General features: G+C 62.4%; 16 protein-coding genes. 14 read left to right on the top strand and 2 right to left on the bottom strand.

The features are described 5' to 3' along the window. Positions 1–143: 143 nt before the first annotated feature. A complete protein-coding gene (locus tag PFEN_RS22695; protein WP_191488910.1) occupies positions 144–2072 on the top strand; it encodes a transglycosylase SLT domain-containing protein in 1929 nt (642 codons plus the stop codon). A gap of 128 nt (positions 2073–2200) precedes the next feature. On the opposite strand, the gene PFEN_RS22690 is transcribed toward PFEN_RS22695, so the two are convergent. Next, positions 2201–3007, bottom strand: coding sequence for an MOSC domain-containing protein (locus tag PFEN_RS22690; RefSeq protein WP_191488909.1), 807 nt, complete (start codon positions 3005–3007; stop codon positions 2201–2203). Between the two features lie 49 nt (positions 3008–3056). Beyond that, positions 3057–3986, bottom strand: a complete 930-nt coding sequence (locus PFEN_RS22685) for a chemotaxis protein CheV (protein WP_191488908.1) — start codon at positions 3984–3986, stop codon at positions 3057–3059. 564 nt (positions 3987–4550) lie between these two features. Here PFEN_RS22685 and PFEN_RS22680 point away from each other — a divergent pair. From PFEN_RS22680 to PFEN_RS22620, 13 genes are all read left to right on the top strand, one after another. Continuing rightward, positions 4551–5015: a hypothetical protein gene (locus PFEN_RS22680; RefSeq protein ID WP_191488907.1), complete on the top strand. Its 465-nt coding sequence runs from the start codon at positions 4551–4553 to the stop codon at positions 5013–5015. 503 nt (positions 5016–5518) lie between these two features. Beyond that, on the top strand, positions 5519–6409 hold the full coding sequence (locus PFEN_RS22675; RefSeq protein ID WP_191489062.1) for a sensor histidine kinase: 891 nt from the start codon (positions 5519–5521) through the stop codon (positions 6407–6409). Next, complete coding sequence (locus tag PFEN_RS22670; protein WP_191488906.1) at positions 6406–7068, top strand: response regulator transcription factor; 663 nt, start codon at positions 6406–6408, stop codon at positions 7066–7068. Before PFEN_RS22675 ends, PFEN_RS22670 begins: the two co-directional genes overlap by 4 nt. 357 nt (positions 7069–7425) lie before the next feature. Further along, complete coding sequence (locus PFEN_RS22665; protein WP_191488905.1) at positions 7426–8862, top strand: undecaprenyl-phosphate glucose phosphotransferase; 1437 nt, start codon at positions 7426–7428, stop codon at positions 8860–8862. Further along, positions 8863–10320 carry a mannose-1-phosphate guanylyltransferase/mannose-6-phosphate isomerase gene (locus tag PFEN_RS22660; RefSeq protein ID WP_191488904.1) on the top strand — a complete coding sequence of 486 codons (1458 nt, stop codon included), beginning with the start codon at positions 8863–8865 and terminating at the stop codon, positions 10318–10320. Positions 10321–10404: 84 nt separating this feature from the next. Further along, a complete protein-coding gene (locus PFEN_RS22655; protein WP_191488903.1) occupies positions 10405–11184 on the top strand; it encodes a polysaccharide biosynthesis/export family protein in 780 nt (259 codons plus the stop codon). Positions 11185–11202: 18 nt separating this feature from the next. Then, positions 11203–13197 (top strand): GumC family protein, encoded by a 1995-nt coding sequence (locus PFEN_RS22650; RefSeq protein ID WP_191488902.1) that lies wholly within the window; start codon positions 11203–11205, stop codon positions 13195–13197. Beyond that, positions 13197–14387, top strand: coding sequence for a glycosyltransferase (locus tag PFEN_RS22645; RefSeq protein ID WP_191488901.1), 1191 nt, complete (start codon positions 13197–13199; stop codon positions 14385–14387). Before PFEN_RS22650 ends, PFEN_RS22645 begins: the two co-directional genes overlap by 1 nt. Next, positions 14377–15702 carry a cellulase family glycosylhydrolase gene (locus tag PFEN_RS22640; protein ID WP_191488900.1) on the top strand — a complete coding sequence of 442 codons (1326 nt, stop codon included), beginning with the start codon at positions 14377–14379 and terminating at the stop codon, positions 15700–15702. Before PFEN_RS22645 ends, PFEN_RS22640 begins: the two co-directional genes overlap by 11 nt. Further along, positions 15699–16922, top strand: coding sequence for a glycosyltransferase family 4 protein (locus PFEN_RS22635; protein ID WP_191488899.1), 1224 nt, complete (start codon positions 15699–15701; stop codon positions 16920–16922). The genes PFEN_RS22640 and PFEN_RS22635 overlap by 4 nt, the downstream gene beginning before the upstream one ends. Beyond that, a complete protein-coding gene (locus PFEN_RS22630) occupies positions 16913–18013 on the top strand; it encodes a glycosyltransferase family 4 protein (RefSeq protein WP_191488898.1) in 1101 nt (366 codons plus the stop codon). The genes PFEN_RS22635 and PFEN_RS22630 overlap by 10 nt, the downstream gene beginning before the upstream one ends. Next, on the top strand, positions 18013–19401 hold the full coding sequence (locus tag PFEN_RS22625; RefSeq protein WP_191488897.1) for an O-antigen ligase family protein: 1389 nt from the start codon (positions 18013–18015) through the stop codon (positions 19399–19401). The genes PFEN_RS22630 and PFEN_RS22625 overlap by 1 nt, the downstream gene beginning before the upstream one ends. Further along, entirely contained in the window at positions 19398–20219 is an 822-nt protein-coding gene (locus tag PFEN_RS22620) for an acyltransferase (protein ID WP_191488896.1), read from the top strand. The genes PFEN_RS22625 and PFEN_RS22620 overlap by 4 nt, the downstream gene beginning before the upstream one ends. Positions 20220–20237 lie beyond the last annotated feature (18 nt).

Below are 20237 nucleotides of genomic sequence, written 5' to 3'. Positions count from 1 at the left end.
GCCCTGGTCAAGATGACAATTGGTATCAAGTTGCGTACAGCGGCCGGTAAAACGTTCTCCCACGGTTGGCAAACAGCTAAGCTATTAGTAATCAACCGTGGAATTTTCCACGGCTTATCCGGTTTTATTTTTTCGGAAGTCCCATGCGCAGCCGTCTGTTCAATTTTTTATCATTCCTGCTTCTTTCTACCTGCGCTGTCCAAGCCGTTCAGGCGGTGGAACTCTCCCAGCAACGCCAGTTTTACGATGAAGCCAAGCGCGCGCTCGCCAACGGTGACTCGGGCCCCTACTTCCGTTACCAGGACGCCCTCCGTGACTACCCGCTGGAGCCGTACCTGGCCTACGACGAGCTGACCGCGCGCCTGAAGACCGCAAGCAACGCCGAGATCGAGCAATTCCTCGCCGAGCATGGCGACCTGCCCCAGGCCAACTGGATGAAACTGCGCTGGTTGCGCTGGCTGGCCGAACGCGGCGACTGGCAACCCTTCGTCAAGTACTACGACCCCAAGCTGAACTTCACCGAACTGGACTGCCTCAATGGCCAGTACCAGCTCAGCCACAACCTGCGTGCCGAGGGCTATGCCACGGCGGAAAAACTCTGGCTGACCGGCAAGACCCAGCCGAGCGCCTGCGACGCCCTGTTCGGCACCTGGGCCGCCGACGGCCAACTGACCGAACAGAAACGCTGGCAGCGCCTGAAACTGGCGGCCGAGGCGCGCAACTATGGCTTGGCCAGCAGCCTGGTCAGCGGGCTGACCAGCCTGGCCCCGCAGGGCCGGCTGATGATTGAAGTGGCGCAGAAACCTGAGCTGCTGAGCCAGCCCGCACGCTTCATTCCAGCGGACGAGGCCATGTCCGACGTGGTCGGCCTCGGCCTGCGCCGCCTGGCCCGCCAGGACCCGGACAAGGCCATGCCGCTGCTCGACAGCTACGCCGTGAGCATGCACTTCTCCCGTGACGAAAAGGTTGCGATCGCCCGTGAAATCGGCCTGACCCTGGCCCGCCGCTACGACAGCCGCGCACTGGAGATCATGACCCAGTACGATCCGGAACTGCGGGACAACACCGTGACCGAATGGCGCCTGCGCCTGCTGCTGCGCCTGGCCCGCTGGGAAGACGCCTACCAGCTGACACGCCGGCTGCCACAGGATCTGGCGACCACCAATCGCTGGCGCTACTGGCAAGCCCGCAGCCTGGAGCTGGCGGAGCCGCAGAACCCGCAGGCCCTGGAACTGTTGAAAAGCGTCGCCCGCGAGCGCGACTTCTACGGTTTCCTCGCCGCCGACCGCTCCCAATCGCCCTATCAACTGGCCAATCGCCCCCTGGTGCTCAGCCAGCAGATAATGAACAAGGTCCGTAATACCCCGGGCATACGCCGTGCGCTGGAGTTGCATGACCGCGGCCAGATCGTCGACGGGCGCCGCGAGTGGTACCACGTCAGCCGCCTGTTCAGCCGTGATGAAATGGTCGCCCAGGCTCGTCTGGCCTATGACTTGAAATGGTATTTCCCGGCCATTCGCACCATCAGCCAGGCGCAATACTGGGATGACCTGGATATCCGCTTCCCCATGGCGCATCGCGACACTCTGGTGCGGGAAGCCAAGGTACGCGGACTGCACTCGAGCTGGGTGTTCGCCATCACCCGCCAGGAAAGCGCCTTCATGGATGACGCCCGTTCCGGCGTGGGAGCCAGCGGCCTGATGCAACTGATGCCGGGGACGGCCAAGGAAACCGCGCGCAAGTTCAGCATTCCGCTGGCCTCGCCGCAGCAGGTCCTGGACCCGGACAAGAACATCCAGCTGGGTGCGGCCTACCTGAGCCAGGTGCATGGGCAGTTCAATGGCAACCGCGTATTGGCAACCGCCGCCTACAACGCTGGCCCCGGTCGCGTCAGACAATGGCTCAAGGGGGCCAACCATCTAGGCTTCGACGTGTGGGTGGAAAGCATTCCGTTCGACGAAACCCGACAGTATGTGCAGAACGTATTGTCGTACTCGGTGATCTACGGTCAGAAGCTCAACGTGCCGCAGCCGTTGGTCGATTGGCATGAGCGGTATTTTGACGACCAATAAGGCGCGCCCTTGGGAGCCGGCGATGACGATGCAAGCGCACTGTCGCCATCGCCGGCAAGCCGGCTCTCGCACGACCCATGCTGAGCCAAGGGTCAACGCGTTATCTGCAAAAGCGTGAAAAACAGCGGTTATTCGAGCACGGTGACAGGCATCCCGACTTCCAGCACACCCTGGCCATCATTGACCAGGTTCTGCCCGAACATCACCTCGCCATCGCGCTCACGATAGGTCTTGAGGGTCGTCAACGGCTCGCGATCCGCACTGCGCTCACCGGTCCGCGGATCGAGGGTGGTCAGGATGCAGCGGGAACAGGGTTTCACCAGCCGAAACTCGACTTCACCGATGCGAATACGCTTCCAGGTGTCCTCGGCAAAGGCATCGCCGCCCTCGATCACCAGATTTGGCCGAAAACGCAGCATCTCCAGCTCTCGCCCGACCTTGCGCGACAGGTCATCCAGCGAAGCCTGGCCAATCAGCAGCAAGGGGAAACCATCGGCGAACGCCACCCGGTCATCCTCGTTGCCGTAACCCGCTTGAGTCAGGCGCGCTCGTTCCAGTGGCACATGCACCAGACGAGTAGGCTTGCCAATAAACCCGCTCAGCCAGGCCGCCGCCTCATCGCCGGCATCCGGCACGCGCAAGGTGTCGCTCCAGATGGTCACGCCACGCAAGGCGTCGTTCTTCCCGGGCAAGGCCACGTCCAGCGCCGCATACCCGGGAGCGCTCAGGGTCAGGCCACCGGCCAGGTTCCACAGCGCCGACAACTGACTCATCTTGCCCACCGCGCGCTGAGTCAGAAAGCGCCCGCTGGTCTCGTCCACCAGCATCCAGCGCCGATCCCCGGCCAGACCCAGTTCGTCCAGCGGGCTTTGGTGCAGGGCCTCGGCCCTGGCGGATTTCAACGGATATCGATACAACGCGCTCAGACGCAACATCCCCTGCTCCCGGTGAGAAAAACAACGATTCTACAGGAGCGGGGGGAGATCAGGCGTTATCCAGCATCAGCCGCTGGCGCACCACATCCACCAGTTTGTCCGGCTGGAACTTGGAGAGGAAGTTGTCGCAACCCACCTTCTTCACCATGGCATCGTTGAAACTGCCGGACAACGAGGTGTGCAGGACCACATACAGCCCGCGCAGGCGAGGGTCGTTACGAATTTCGGTGGTCAGGCGATAGCCATCCATTTCCGGCATTTCCGCATCGGTAAAGACCATCAGCAGCTTGTCGGTCATGACCTCACCGGCATCCGCCCAGCCCTTGAGCATGTTCAAGGCTTTCAGGCCGTCGCTGGCAATATGCATTTTCACCCCCAACTGCCCGAGGGTATCGCGCAGTTGCGACAGGGCCACGTTCGAGTCATCGACCAACAACACTTCGCGGCCACGCGCCTGCTCCATGACCGGGTCGTCGAGTTTTTCACGGGACACTTTGGCGTTGTAGGGCACAATCTCGGCCAGGACCTTTTCCACGTCGATGATTTCCACCAACTGGTCGTCCACCTTGCTGATGGCGGTCAGGTAATGCTGGCGGCCGGCGCTGGTAGGTGGCGGCAGGATCGCTTCCCAGTTCATGTTGACGATACGGTCCACGCCACCGACCAGGAACGCCTGGACCGAACGGTTGTACTCGGTGACGATGATGGTGCTGTCGGGCCCGGGCACCAACGGGCGCATGCCAATCGCCTGGGACAGATCGATCACCGGCAGCGTCTGGCCCCGCAGGTTGACCACGCCGCAAACGAACGGATGGCGCTGGGGCATCAAGGTCAGCTTGGGCAGTTGCAACACTTCCTGAACCTTGAACACGTTGATCGCAAACAGCTGGCGCCCCGCCAGACGAAACATGAGAATCTCCAGCCGGTTCTCACCCACCAGTTGCGTACGTTGATCTACTGTGTCGAGAATGCCGGCCATTAGTGACTCCTGGGCTTGGTGCTGAAAGTGACATTGAATAGGTTATCGGCTGAGAATATCGGACCTTGACCCCCTGACAAAATGCCGGCCAAAAGCATTGATGTCATATTAGCATCATGCTTTACTCGGTTCATCCCTCGCTGTCGCCATGCGCGACCACAGATTTCAGCTATAGTTCCTCATACTAGGGGAATCCCCTAGCGACAATCAGGCCCAACCTGATATTCGCAATATCCAATAGCCATTAATGTGACGCCATTCTCATTGCATGAATGGAGTCAGGCTTTTGCTTTCGATTGCAGGACCATGTCCAGACAGCCTGGTGAAAACGCTCACCAGTCATGCTCAAGCCCTCTGGACCGCCGCTTCCGGCCGATTCCTGCGAGCTTGTCCGTGGGTTTTTCCAACGCCCGCCAGCAAGCACCTGAGAACAAAATGCAATAACAGCGATTCGAAACAATCGGAAACAGACTACAGACACACACGGCCTGCCGGCATTAACTTTAAAACCGTTCGCCCCGCGCGACCTTCTATCGCCTGCCTATGCAATCAAGGAGATAAAGCATGCTGAACGGTAAAGAGCGGCAAGCCAGCTTGCCGGAATTCCTGGTGGAGGCCCACGCCCTGCAGACGAAGATGCAGGAGTGCTGCCAGCATCTGGAACTGATCCGCAACGACAAGGACGCCATTGATTGCCTCCTCGTCTCGCTGCACACGCTGGCCAGCTGCGCGCAAGGCCTGGGCGTGCGCTCGATGGCCCGCTTCTCGCGGCAGATCCACGCCCTCCTGAGCCAGCCCCAGGACCCGCTCAACCTGCACGAAGATGCCTTGCTGGCCTTGCGCAACTGCCTGACACTGCTGGCTTGGCAGGTCGAACTGATCGACCCGCGTACCGGCCAACTGAGCCTGGACGACGAAGAACAATCCGAACTGATTACCGCCCTTGCCATCCAGACCGGCCAATATGGATCGACCATCGGCGAGCCGAAGACCTTCACCCTGATCACGTTCCCTGAACGATCCGCTTGAAACGCTGGCCCTCCCACGCCCATCGAAACGCCCTGGCTCGCCACTCTTGGCACGTCTTCGACCCATCCCGCTTCACAGCCAGAAACGACAACAGCAACTAACCTCGAACTTTCGGGTTTCAGGCCGTGGATTTTTAATGCAAAAAGAATAACTAGTGTCTACACGACTAAAGTCCCGGAACACTCTTCCAGTGTCAATTAGAGTAAGATATCCAACACCACTTGTGGAACAATCGTACAAGAAAAAACTGACCACTCGGACATATATCAACAGGGAGCGACCGACCTTGAATGACGTGGTATTATGCGCGCCGTTCTCATATGTACTTGTACAGGCTAGTAATTTTCCAACTAGATATCAATATGACATCATTGCGCAAAGTTGCTCACCCTGACACTGTTTCACCCTGAGTTGGCGCATTAACCCGTACCCGCTTTTCAAACTTGGCCTGTCGGTTGTCCTGACGGTCTACCCGTAGCGAACATTCATTGGCTCCATACGCTATGTACGTCAGCCTCAAGTCATTCAAGCCTTGGTTCCCCTCTCGAAAGAATGCCCGCCGGCTGACAGCCGCGCTATGCATCAGCTCGGCCATTGCCAGCCTACTTATCTACAGCACCAGCGCCAGCCTGCCATTGGGATTGCTGATCCTGAACCTGGCCGCCTTGGCCAGTGTCTGGCTCCAGCACCGCGACTCAAGCACCTCGATCCAGTTCCAGCCGCAGGAACTGGCTGATCGCCTGCTTCAGGTGCAGGAAAACGAACGGCACCGCCTCAGTCGCGAGCTGCATGACGACATCGGCCAACTGCTCACGGCGGCCAAGCTCCAGGCCCAGTGGTTGCAACGGCGCTTGCCCGACGACCTGCAAAGCCAATACCAGACGCTGAACGACACCCTGGACGAAACCCTGGCCAAGGTTCGCGACGTCTCGGCCATTCTCAATCCGCGCCAGTTGAGCAGCCTTGGCCTGGAGGCCAGCCTGCGGGCACATTTGCTCAAGACCCTGGAAAACACCGACGTGCTCTGGAGCCTGGAATGTCACCAGCGGTTGACCGGTATTCCTGAAGAAATGGCGGTAACCACATTCCGCGTAACCCAGGAAGCTGTCACCAACATGCTGCGCCATGCCCAGGCGCACAACCTGCTGGTTCGCATCAAACGCTTGCCCGAGGGCTTGTTCCTGCACATCGCCGATGATGGCCAGGGGTTCTCACCGGCGGCCAATCCCGGCGAGGCAGGCCAGCGCGGCATGGCCGGCATGGCCGAGCGCATCGAACAGGCCGGCGGAACATTGACAGTCACCAGCGAACCCGGCAAAGGTACGCAGATCGATGCACTGCTGCCCTGGGCGCCGCGCGCCCTGGAACGCGCCAGCAAGAATAAGACGCCATGACCTGCAACCTGCTTCTGGTAGATGACCACTCACTGATCCGGGCCGGTGTCCGCGCCTTGGTCCAGGATATCCCGGGATACGCCGTGATCGGCGAAGCCAGCGATGGCGCACAGTTGCTTGAGGCCGTGGAACGCTTGAACCCGGATATCATCCTGCTCGACCTGTCCATGCGCGGGACCGGAGGCCTGGACGCCCTGCGCCAACTCAAGGCCGCGCGTCCGCAGAGCAAGGTGCTGATCCTGTCGATGCACACCGACCCGCAACTGATCATGCAGGCCCTGGAAATCGGTGCCCACGGCTACCTGCTCAAGGACACCACGGCCACCGAGCTGGCCCAGGCGCTGGACGCTCTGCGTGGCAACGAACGCTACCTGAGCCCGGCCATCGCCCATACGGTGATCAACCAGGCCCTGACCCAGGTCCAGCGCAACCTGCCGGCCGAACGGGCCGAGACCCACAACCTGACCGGGCGCCAGCTGGAAATCCTGCGGCTGATCGTCCGTGGCAAGTCGACGCGGGAAATCGCCCATGGCCTGGGCCTGAGCATCAAGACCGTGGAAACCCACCGCTCGCAGGTCATGAAGCGACTACAGATCTTCGACGTCGCCGGCCTCGTGCTGTTCGCCGTGCGCGAGCAAATCATCAGCCTCGACGACTGAGCGGCGGCGAGCCCTTGCCGCATTGAATTTATCTGCCACGCTCGTCGCTCTGGCGCACATTGCCCAGTGCGACTTTTTTTTGACTATCAGTCACATTAGGGCTGGCAACTTACTGTTTTATGAGCTTTACTCAAGCCTTGGTCGTCAGAACCAGAGAAAAATACGACACATCAGGTCGATGACCCTCGCAAAACGACGAGCAGGAAGCCCCATTTGTTGGGTTGACGCTGTTCGATCCGGAAAACAATCAGCCTCCAGGGATGAGGTCAGCGCAAAAACACCTCGGTATTTCCATTGGAAATAACTGCCGTAATGTTTCATTGCCATTTCGCGATGGTGAAACGGGAGGGGGGAGTTATGCGCCTGCAGCCGGTTGACAGCCTGTTACTGACCCGACCCAGCATGGTCGAGTATTTCCTGTTCGGCATCCGCCTGGTCCACGGCGTGACCGTGATGTTGCCCGGCCTGATGCTGCTGGCTTACCTGCGCGAACAGAATCCCGACCTCATCAAGAGCTACCTCTCGCTGCTGCTGTTCTTCAGCTTCATCAGCGTCCTGATCTTCCAGGCGCTGGGCGTGTATGCCGAGGCGATCTTCAGCAACCTGTTGCGTTTCCGGCTCACCTTCTTCGCCTGGTCGTCGGCGTTCTGCCTGCTGCTGTTCATGCATCAGCGCCTGCTACTGTTCAGCTTCCTGAACAACACCGGGCTGTTGGCCTGCTTCCTCGCCAGCCTGGTGCTGTTCGGCATCGAGCGCCTGATCCTGCTGACCCTGTTTCAGCAACTGATGCAACGGGGCATCTTCCTGCAACATGCGGTCATCCTCGGCGCCACCGAAAACGGCCAGCGCCTGGCCGAGTACCTGGCCCAGCACCAGGACATTCGCTCCGGCGTCATCGGTTTTATCGACGACCGCATCGCTCGCCTGCCCAAGACCCTGGTCGACCTGCCGCTGTTGGGTAACGCCCATGACCTTGAACACCTGATCCGCGAAGAAAAAGTCACCCAGGTGCTGGTCGCCCTGCCCTGGTCCGCGGAAAACCGCATGGACTGCATCATCCGCGAACTACGCCGCCTGCCGGTCAACGTACTGCTGGTGCCGGACATGGTTGCCTTCCGGCGTGCCCACAACCGCATCACCGAAGTCGCCAACCTGCCGATGTTCAACGCCTCCGAGGTGCCCCTGCGCGGCTGGTCGCCGATGTTCAAGCGCCTGGAGGACATGGTCCTGTCGAGCACCGCGCTGATCCTGTTGTCACCGCTGATGCTGCTGGTGGCCCTGGCGATCAAGATCGACTCACCGGGCCCGGTACTGTTCCGCCAGAAGCGCTACGGCTACAACAACCGCCTGATCGAAGTCTTCAAGTTTCGTTCGATGCATCAACACCAGAGCGATGCCAACGCGGAAAAACAAACCATCCGCGACGATCCCCGGATCACCCGGGTCGGGCGTTTTATCCGCAGGACCAGCCTCGACGAACTACCGCAACTGTTCAATGTCTTCGCCGGTAGCATGTCAATGGTCGGCCCGCGCCCCCACGCCACGGCCACCAAGGCGGCGGGCATCCTGTTCGAGGAGGCCGTCAAGGAATACACCTCGCGCCACCGGGTCAAGCCGGGGATCACCGGGCTTGCTCAGATCAACGGCTACCGGGGTGAAACCGACACCCTGGAGAAAATCGAAAAACGTGTCGAGTTCGATCTGGAATACATAGAAAACTGGTCGATCTGGTTCGACCTCTACATCCTGTTCCGTACTGTTCCGGCAGTGCTCATGACCCGCGAGGTTTTCTGAATGAGCCCACTCATTCCCTGCATTATCGCCGGTGGCGCCGGTACCCGCCTGTGGCCGGTCTCCCGCGAGGCCATGCCGAAACCCTTCATGCGCCTGCCCGACGGCGAAAGCCTGCTGCAGAAGACCTTCCGCCGGGCCGTCGGGCTTACCGATGTCCAGCGGGTGCTGACGGTGACCAACCGCGAAGTGTTCTTCCGTACCCTGGATGACTATCGCGCGCTGAATCGCGACGGCGCGGCGCTGGACTTCATCCTCGAGCCCTTTGGCCGCAATACCGCCCCAGCCATCGCGGCGGCGGCCCTGCATGTGGCCAGGCTCTACGGCGAAGATGCGCAGTTGCTGGTGCTGCCGGCCGATCACCTGATCAACGATCTGGACGCCTTCGCCAAGGCGGTCGACAACGCCCGGTCACTGGCTGACCAGGGCTGGTTGGTGACCTTCGGCCTGGTCCCAACCCGGGCCGAGACCGGTTTCGGCTATATCGAGAAAGATCAGGCGCTGGGCAGCGACGGCTTTCAGGTCACGCGCTTTGTCGAGAAGCCCGATGCGGCGACGGCACGCCAATACCTCAATGGCGGCCGACACCTGTGGAACGCCGGCATGTTCTGCCTGCGGGCCGACACCGTGCTGCGTGAACTGCGCGAACACGCCCCGGAGGTGCTCGACGCCATGATCGAGTGCCTGGCCCACAGCCACCGCCGCGAAGGCAGCCAGGAGCTGCAATTGGAGCTCGACGGCCAGAGCCTGGCCCGGGTGCCGGATATTTCCATCGACTTCGCGCTGATGGAGCGCTCCCGGAACGTCGCGGTGGTGCCCTGCCAACTCGGCTGGAGCGATATCGGCTCCTGGCAGGCGGTGCGTGAACTGACCCCCGCCGATGACCAGGGCAACCAGTGCAACGGCGAGACCGTGCTGCATGATGTCAGCAACTGCTACATCGATTCACCCAAGCGCCTGGTGGGTGCCATCGGTCTCGACAACCTGATCATCATCGACACCCCGGACGCGCTGCTGATCGCCGACGGCAAACGCAGCCAGGACGTCAAGCTCATCGCCCAGGAGCTCAAGCGCCAGGGCCATGACGCCTATCGCCTGCACCGTACCGTGACCCGTCCGTGGGGCACCTATACCGTGCTCGAGGAAGGCAAGCGCTTCAAGATCAAGCGCATCGTGGTCCGGCCCAATGCCTCGCTGTCGCTGCAACTGCACCACCACCGCAGCGAACACTGGATCGTGGTCAGCGGCATGGCGTGGGTCACCAGTGGCGACAAGGAATTCATGCTCGACACCAATGAATCGACCTTTATCAAGCCGGGCAGGCAACACCGGCTGGTCAACCCCGGGGTGATCGACCTGGTGATGATCGAAGTGCAGAGCGGCGAATACCTCGGCGAAGACGACATCGTGCGCTTCACCGACATTTATGGGCGGGTTCCCGCCGAAACCGGCAGCACCTGAAACACCTGAAACAGCAGGAGCGCCCGCGTCGACGGAGCAGTGTCTGCCCGCGGGAATGACCACGCACATAGGGGAGACCGATCAATGCACAAACTGCTGCTGATCCTCAGTGTTTTATTCATCAGCGCCTGCAGTATCCCGGCCAAGGTGGAACTACCGGACGGCAACATCCTGCGCGAAGGCCACCGGGCCGGTGAGTCCCTGGCCGGCAAACCGCTGCCGGACCAGCGCATCCGCGCCGGAGACACCTTGCGCATCGTCCGCAACACCGGCGAAGCGCCGTCCATTTCGGCCTTCACCGCCAACTCGATCTACGAGTTGACGCTGTTCACCGTGATGAACGACGGCAGCTTTTCCTACCCCTATGTCGGCAACGTCAAGGCAGCCGGCCTGACCCCGCAACAACTGACCCGGTTCCTCGAAGACAAGCTCAAGAACATCTACCAGGATTCGGCCCTGACCGTGAACATCTCCCAGGCACCGAGCAACACCGTGTTCGTCGGAGGCTCGGTGCGCAGTCCGGTGAGCCTGCCGGTGACCACGGTCACCACCCTGGAACAGGCCCTGATCGGCGCCGGCGGCCTGTTGCCGGTGGGTGACAGCAGCAACATCGCGCTGCTGCGCCAGGACGACGACGGACGCTACAAGACCTACTTCTTCGATTACCGCGACACCCTGCTCGCCGGTGCCAGCAACCGGGCACCGGTGCTGCTGCAACGCGGCGACGTAGTGTTCGTGCCCAAGTCCCACGTGGGCAACGGCATCGAGTGGGTCGATCTGTACCTGAACCAGTTGATCCCGTTCCAGAAATCGCTGGGTATCGGCGCGACCTACAACTTGAACAACAGCAATCGCACCAACTGATCGTCAAGGACAACAGACATGATGAATATCCGCTCCTTGCGCGATGTGTTGCGCCTGTTCTTCATTTTCAAACGTGAAGTGAAAATCACCGTGCTGGTGACCTTCATCGTCATCCTGCTCGGGGCCTTCCTGCTGCCCAACCGCTATGAGTCCACCGCCCTGCTACTGGTCAAGCCGGGGCGCGACACCAGCACCTTGCCGATCGAGATTTCCGACCGCCGGGCGAGCATCATCCCCAGCATCCAGCGCGACCCGATCCTCGACGAGGAACGCATACTCAGCGGGCGCCCCATCGCCAAGCAGGTAGCCGAGCAATACCTCGACGAGTTGTCCAGGGTGCCACCTCGGGAGGGTTTCATCGCCGCCCTCAAGAGCCTGCTCAAGAGCACCGCGCAGAGCCTGCTGGAGCTCGGGCGTGGCGTGCTGCAACAGCTCGGCCTGGTGGAAAAACAGACCCCGGTCGAACGCCTGGCGGAGCAGTTGTTGAAGCACTTCACCGTGACCCACGCCACCAGTTCCTCGGTGATGGAAATCAGTTTCACCTGGAACGACCCGCAAGTGGCCCAGACCATCGTCAGGAGCTGGATCGAGCAGTACGAGCAGGAACGCACCCATACCCTGGGGCGTAAAAGCCTGTACACCTTCTACGAAGACGAAAGCACCGCGACCGACAAACGTATCCTCGACTACAAGAAGCAGATCCAGGCCCACCTCAACGAGCTGGGGGCCGTGAGCATCAGCGAGCGCCTGAGCGATATCTCGCGCAACCTCAACAACCTGCGCGGCGAGCACCTGAACACCCTGCGTACCCTGGCCGCGACCCAAAGCGCGCTGGAGCAGATAAAAGTCCAGCGCGACAGCTTGCAAAAAGAAATCAGCGTCGGCCGGCAGATGAGCCTCAACCCGGACCGCCAGGACCTGCAACAGCGGATCAACGCCAAGCAGATCGAACGCCAGGAAATGCTCCGTACCTTCAAGGAAGGCGCTCCCCCCGTAATCGCCATGGACCAGGCGATTGCCAACCTGCAGGAGTTGCTCAAGTCGCAGAGCACAGTGGTCCAACGTAGCGATAACCTGGCTCCGAACCCGCTCTATACCCGTCTGCTGAACAGCTTCGCCGATCAGCAGGTCAGTCTCAGCCGCTTGCAGACCCAGGCAGCCCAGCAAGAGACCCAGATCAACCAGTTGGAGCAGGACCGCCGCCAGGCCCTGGCCCTGGAGCCGGAAATGGACCGCCTGCAACGCGAGCTCGATGCCGCGCAAAAGAACTTCGCCCTGTACAGCAGCAGTACCGAGAAAGCGCGGATCGACCGTGAACTGGACAAGAGCCAGATCAGTAACATCGCGGTGATCGAACCGGCCACCCTCAACGAAAGCCGGGTCTTCCCGAAAAGCCTGAGCATGCTGTTGCTGGCCATTCCACTGAGCCTGGGGGTCGGCCTGCTGGCCCTGTATTTCTTTTATCTGTTGGACCAGCGCATCCACGACGGCGACAAGATCGAGTCGCGCTTCGGGGTCAAGGTCTGGACCAGCCTGCAAGACCTCGGCAACCACAGCTCCCAGCGCCGCACCGCGTTCACCGCCAGCCTGTACCGGCTCTATGGTGTCCTGCCGCTGGAACAGGTCGCCGAGAAAGGCCTTGCCATCGGCCTCACCTCGGCGCGGCCTGGCGAAGGGGTCGGCTTCGTCATCGAGCACCTGGCCAACCTGCTGCGCGAACGCGGCCATCGTGTGCGCGTCGACGGCACGGGGCCGGCCCATCCAGGGGAAATCCTGCTGCTCAACGCCAGCGCTTTCTTCTCCAATCAGGAAGCCTTCGTGATCCTGCGTCAGGCGGACCTGATCGCGCTGATCATCGAGGCGCAAACCACCACCCTACCGATACTGGAAAATGCCCTGTCCACACTCAATACGGCGTTCAGGCGCGTCGACGGCATCATCCTCAATCGTCGACGCTTCGAAATCCCCCAGTGCCTGCTCAATACCCTGGCCCGTACCCGGAGCCATGCCTGATGCATATCGCCCTGATCGCGCCCCTGGCACCGGAACAGAATGGCATTGCCGACTATGCCGGACACCTGAAGGCCGCCCTGGAAATCCTCGGAGTACGCGTCAGCACGCCCTTGGCCGGACTGGGCAATGACCCGCAACGGGCCCGGGAACGGGTGGCGCAAACGCAGTGGCAAGGCATCGATCTGGTCCACGCCGAAATAGGTGGCGGGCGCCTGGCCGAATTCCATGCCTTGAAGGCCCTGCGCGAACGCTTCCCCCTGCTCCCCCTGACCGCCACCCTGCATGATCCCGAACGCCTGGTCTGGCGCCGCGAGCACTTGCCCTGGCCGCTGTCGCTGGCCGCGCACCTGCCGTCACCGCTGCCGCAAGTGGCCACGGTGCTGGCCGACCCGCTGTGCCTGTACGAAGAACGACAACTGGCGCGCAGCCTGACCCGCCTGGTCACCCTTACCCGCTCGGGCGGCTATTGCCTGCGCCAGCGCATGGGCTTGCGCAGCGAACAGATGGCGGTGATCCCCCATGGCAACCTGGCCATTGCCGCGAAGCCCCTTCCGGCGCTGGAGCCGCTGCGGCTGCTGTACTTCGGTTTCATCTACCGTGGCAAGGGCATCGAAGACCTGCTGGACGCCCTGGCCATCACGTTCACCCAGCAAGCGGACTTACGCGCCCGCTTGCGCTTGACCCTGGCCGGGGGCAGCGAGCCGGAGATGGCCTTCGGACCGTCGGGCAGCTACCTCGATCAACTGCGTCGGCACATCCGCAGCCTGGGTCTGCAAGACAGCATCGACTGGCAACTGGACCTGCCGGCCGCCGACATCCCCCGGCTGATCCAGGCCCATCACGTGATGGTGCTGCCATACCGCGAGTCGAGCAAACTCAAACTGCTGGGCAGTCTGCGCGGCACCAGCGGTGCCCTGTCCTGGGCCGTGGCCTGCGGACGCGGCGCCATCACTTCCGACGCCCGCTCCTTTGCCGAGGAAGTGGCCCAGGGCAACGGCGTGATTTTCCCCCAGGGCAATGTCGCGGCCCTGGCGGCGGAGTTGAGCCAGTTGTGCGCCCAGCCGGAACTGGCGATTGGCTGGGCCGAACAGGCCAGCTTGATCGGCGAACAGCGGCGCTGGAGCCACACCGCCGAGTGTTTCCTGCGGCTGTTCGAACAGGCTTGTGGGGGGCGCGAAGATGTGGCGTAGAGGTTTTTTCTGGCTGCCGGCCCTGCTGGTGTTGGCGAGCGTCGCCAGCCTGATGCCCTGGAGCCCCCGGGTCAGCGCCCAGACGACGCTCAAGGCGCCTCGCGCGGTGGAGTGGAAAGACTTTCTCGGGGTCAACGCGCAATTCCAGTATTTCGACCCGGCCGTCTACCAGAAACAGATGGCGCGGCTCGATGCCCTGGGCCTGAACTGGGTACGCCTGACTATTCACTGGTTCATCATCGAACCCCACCAGGGGGATCTGCAGTGGCGCGAACTGGACGGCGCCATGGCCGCGATGCAGCGTCACGGCTATAACACCATCGCCTACCTGGTCGGCTCGCCGCCTTTCGCCAGCAGCGCCCCGGCCGGTACCTCGAACCGCGACCAATACCCGCCCAGCGACTTCAAGCTGTTCGCCTCGCGCATGGTCAGCCTGGCCCAGCGTTACCCGCAAGTGAGTACCTGGCAGGTCTGGAACGAACCGAACATCTTCTGGCGGCCCAAGGAAGACCCCACGGCCTACTATCGACTGCTGACCACGACGGCCGATGCCATCCGTGCCCAGGTGCCGGGCAAAGCCATCGCCGCCGCCGGCATGGCCTATTACAGCCAGATGCACAGCACCCCCGGGTTGATTCTCGATATCCTGTTGAAGCAGGGTCTGGCCGGACAAAACCTTATCGCCGCCTATCATCCCTACTCCCAACTGCCAGAAGGCGACGACGCCGCCGCCCAGGACTTCCTGGTCCGTGGCAATGCCCTCAACAGCGCGCTGCACAACAATGGCGTCGCCCAGGTCTGGGCAACCGAGTGGGGTTGGTCGAGCTATGACGGCCCCCGGGAAATGCAGGCCCTGATCGGCATCGACGGGCAGGCCGACTACACCCTGCGGCGCCTGGCCCTGATGAGCGCCATGGACTACCAACGGGTCTTCCTGTTCAATCTCAGCGACCTGGATGCCCGGGTCAGCCCGCGTGACCGCTACTACGGCCTGCTCGACCTCGACGGCCAACCGAAACCGGTCTATACCGCGCTGCGGAACTTCCTCAACGTCACCGGTCCGCGACTCCTGCCCGCCGATGCCCCGGTGTCGAACAACGCGCCGACCGACCTGTACAACATCGCCTGGACCCGCAACGACGGTGCCCATGTCTGGATGTTCTGGAGCGCCAGCGGTCAGAGCCTGCAACTGCCCGGGGTGACCCAGGCGACACTGTTCGACCCCCTGGCCGGCAGCCACACGAACCTGAGCGATGGCACAGCCATTACCGTGCCGCTGAAAACCAGCCTGCAGCTATTGGTATGGACGCCATGAAAATTCTCTGGACCCTGCCCTATCTGCCTTGGCCCACCACCAGCGGCGGCAAGACCCGGCAATTTCACCTGCTGCGCAGCCTCGCGGCGCGCGGGCATCGCATAACCCTGCTGGTGCAGGCGAAAAGCCAGGTCGACGAGGCCACGCGCCAGGCCCTCGCGCCCATTGTCGAGCGCCTGATCGTGGTGCCGCGACGTTCGTTGCGTAGCCTGAAGACCCTGCTCGGCGTGCTGTTGGCGCCCTACCCGATGCTGACCGTGATCAACGGCCTGGCACCGCCCCTGCAGACCCGCTTGCGCACCTTGCTGGAAGAAGACTGGGATGTGATCCAGATCGAGCATAGCTACAGCTTCCAACCCTTCGAGCAACCGCTGATTGACGCCGGGCGCCCGTTCATTCTCACCGAACACAATGTCGAGTCAGCCCTCGGCGCCGCCAGTTATGACCGTCTGCCGGGCTGGATGAAACCTTTCACACGCTATGACCAATGGCGCTACCGGCGCTGGGAAAGCCGGGTGTTTCGCCAGGCCGCCGAACTGATCGCCGTGACCCAGGAGGACGCCGAGGTCCTGCGCCGGCATACCGGCCAGCCAGTGGCGGTGGTTGTCAACGGTGTCGACAGCGACCTCTATGCCGGCGTCCAACCCGACTTCCAGGCCCGGCGCCTGCTGTTTATCGGCAACTACGAATACAGTCCGAACCTGGATGCCGTCGAGTGGGCCCTGGAGGAAATTCTCCCGGCCCTGTGGCGGATCAACCCACAAGTGCGTTTCGCCATTGCCGGATTCGGCTTGCCGGATGCCTGGCGCGCGCGCTGGAGCGATCGGCGTATCGAGTGGCGGGGCTTCGTCCCCGATCTGCGCGCCCTGCAAAGTACGGCGTCAGTGTTCTTCGCCCCCCTGCGTCAGGGTGGAGGGTCCAAGCTCAAGGTCCTCGAAGCCATGGCCGCCGGCCTGCCGGTAGTCAGCACTGGCCAGGGCGTGTCGGGCCTACGGGTAGAAAACGGCCAGCACTATCTGGGCAGCGAAGACCCGCAAACCCTCGCCCGGATGCTCGCCGACGTCCTTGAACAGCCATCGCGACTGCGGCAGATCGCCGAAGCCGGCCGGACCTACGTCAAGGCCGAGCACGACTGGAACGTCGCTGCCGCGCAACTGGAAGCGGTCTATCGCCGAATCCCCCCTCCCCCTCCCAAGGAAACAGAGTCCGTATGCGCATAGGTCTGGATTATCGCCCGGCAGCGGGCTACCCCCACAGCGGTTTCGGCCGTCAGAACCTGGCCCTGGAGCAAGCCCTGCGGGCCCATCCCGAGGTGAGCCTGCAACTGTTCGGCGTGGCCCCGGAGGATCACCCGCTGCGGCGCCGCGTCCACTGTCCGAAGTGGGGGGCGCCGTTACAAGGCGTACACCGCCTGCCGGTACGCCTGCGCTTCGAGGCCGGCTTCCTGCCCGGCGCACTGCGCGAAGCCGGAATCGAGGTCTACCTCTGTAACGCCAACATGGGCCTGCCGCTGGGGCGCAAGCCCGCCGGCCTGCGCTATGTGTTGCAACTGCATGACCTGTTCCAGTTGACCTTGCAAAACCGGCACGGCTCGAAACTCAAGGAACACGTCTATCGCGTCACCGACCGCCTGTCGATCAATCACTCGGTCAAGGTCGCCGAGCGGATCTGGACACCGTCGCAATACACCGCCGACGAGTTGCTCAAGGGGTTTCCCGAGGCCCGCGACAAGATCCGGGTGTTGCCCAACCTGGTCAGCGGTTTCACCGGCGAAGCCGCCGACATCACTGACTTACAAATGCCCGCGCGCTACTGGCTGGTCGTCGGCACCCGCGAACCGCGCAAGAACATCCCTTGGTTCGTCAGCGCCTGGCAGGCCGCCCGCCAGCTATCGTCCGAGGTGCCGGAGCTGGTGCTGATCGGCGCCCCCGACGACCTCCCCGCAACACTGCGACATCTGCCGGGCCTGCACTACCTCAGCGACCTCAGCGACGCGCAGCTGCACGGCGTGTACCAACAGGCCGAGCGTTTGTGGCAACCGTCCTATGCCGAAGGCTTCGGCCTGCCGGTTATCGAGGCCCTCGGCGTCGGCACCCCGGTGGCCGTCGCCAGCGGTTCGGCGCTGGACGAGATCACCCCGCCGGACAGCCCGCGCTTCTCGCCCACCGACGGCCCGGCCCTCAGCGCGCTGATGGTCCGCCTGACCGCCACCCCCAACGAGGATCCCGACACGCTGCGGGCCTGGGCCAAGGGTTACGCCACGGCGGCCTACCGGGAGCGTTTCAATCACCTGATCGAGGAGCTGAAATAATGCCCTTGGCGCTACCCATCGCCCTGTTGTCCGGCCTGGTCTTTGGCATCCTGGCCTGGCTGCTGCCACCGTTCAAGGTGGCCGTGCTGCTGCTCGCCATCGGTGGCGGGGTGAGCATCGTCCGCCAGCCGCTCTGGGGCCTGCTGCTGTTCAGCGTGCTCGCCACCTTCCTGCCCTACTCGACGGTACAGGTCGGCCTGCGCACCACGCTATCCGAGGCCCTGATCCTGCTGGTCTGGGGCAGCGTGCTGGTACAGAGCCTGTTCGACAACCTGCCGCGCAAACCGCCACTGCTGCGCACCGAACGCTGGGTGGCGGCCTTGATGGTGTTCAGCGCCGTTCCCTTTATCATCGGCCAGTTGACGATCAACGCCGCGGGCAACGGAGCGGTGAACTGGATACGCTGGCTGCTCAACCTGTCCGTACTGTTCCTGGTACCGCGGCTGCTGGGCCAGGAAAAAGCCCGCGAACAGCTGGTCACCGGCTTGCTGCTCGGGACCCTGCTACTGCTGTTGCTGTCGATCCCGGTGTTCCTCAAGAACGGAACCGCCACCAGCATGACGCCGATCCTCGCCACACTCGGCTACGGCGACATCGACGTGCTCGGCGACAACCTGTCGGCGATGTCCAACCGCATGGGCTCGCCCTGGATGCATCCCAACACCCTGGGGGGGGCCATGGCTCTGCTGTTGCCCCTGGCCTTTTGCTTCGGGCTGACCCGCCAAGGCTGGCGGCGGGCACTGGGCCTGGCGGTAGCCGGCCTGGGCGTGATCGGCCTGCTACTTTCAGGCTCGCGCGGGGCGTTGCTCAGCCTGTTTATCGTACTGCTCTGGATGGCCCGCAAACGCGTGCCCTACACCAGTCAACTGATCCTCGCCGGCCTGCTGTTCGGCAGCCTGCTACTGATGTTCTACCCGTCGCTGCAGGACCGCCTGCTGGCGCTCTTTTCCAACAACGACGCCAGTACCCAGGTCCGTTTCGAGGAATACTCACACTTCCCCGATGCCATGGCCAGGTACCCTTTCGGTATCGGCTTCAAGGTCGAGCCGCCCGTGCCCGGCAGCGGCCTGTGGGGCATCTCCAACCTGTGGCTGAGTTTCATCTACAAGCTTGGCGTGCCCGGCATGCTGCTGTTTGTCGCGGTGATCTGGAGCTGGTGGGGTGAAACCCGCTCGTCCCTGGCGACTCTCCAACTGAGCGAAGACAACGCGATCTGGCTCGGCAGCACGTGTGGCCTCATGGCGGCGCTGCTCAGCGGGTTCTTCGACCACTATTTCAGTTTCACCCAAGTGCTGATCGCCTTGTTCTGGCTGCTGCTCGGCCTGAACCTGCACGAAGCCTGGCGCCTCAAGCTCAAAGCCACCCCTCGACCAGGAGTCCGCCCATGAAACACCGCATATTCCACTCGTTGAACCTGAGGCAGGCACTGCCCGAATACGCCGAGAAAATGGGCGTCAGCCTGGAAGAACTGGATAGCAGCTACCAATGGATGCTGGAAAACGACGTGTGTTTCGAACAGCCGCGCAAGGGCAACACGCTGTGTTTCATCAGCTATCTGAATATCGAACCGCGGATCGAACCGCCCCTGGCCCGGCGCTTCTATGCCTTGCTCGGTCGCGAGCTCAAGAGCACGCTGATGCCGCTGTACGGGATCAACTGGCCGACCCTGCGCGACCGGATGCTGCGCAGCTGGGAGCAGGTCTACAACCTCATCATCTGCAAGATTCCCAGCCATACGTTGAGGCTGTTGTGGCTACGCGCGGGCGGGGCGAAGATCGGCAAGGGCTCGACCGTGTGGCGCAACACCGAAGTGCTGGGCGTGGACAACCTGAGGATCGGCAACGACAGCACGGTCGGCTGGCATTGCCAACTGGACGCTCGAGGCGGCCTGATCATCGGTGACCACGTGACCATTGCCTCCCATGTGCTGATCGTGGGCGGTGGCCATGATCTCCAGGCCGCGGAATTCTGGGCCGTCGGCGGATCGATCCATATCCGTGACTACGCCTGGATAGCCAGCCGCGCCCTGATCTCGTTCGGCGCCGATATCGGCGAAGGCGCCGTGGTCGGTGGCCAGTGCGTGGTGTCCAAGCCGATTCCGGCCTATGCCATCGTCGGCGGCCCGGACGCGGCGATCAAGGGCGAACGCTGCCACGACCTGAACTACAAGGTAGGCGGCAAGGGCCTGTTCACGTTGTTCCACTGAGGCACGGGCATGCCAGAC

The organism is Pseudomonas sp. FEN, from assembly GCF_904067045.1.
In the GTDB taxonomy this organism is placed as follows: Bacteria; Pseudomonadota; Gammaproteobacteria; order Pseudomonadales; family Pseudomonadaceae; genus Aquipseudomonas.
Note: the sequence above shows the minus strand (reverse complement) of the source record. Positions and strands in the feature narration are given on the sequence as shown.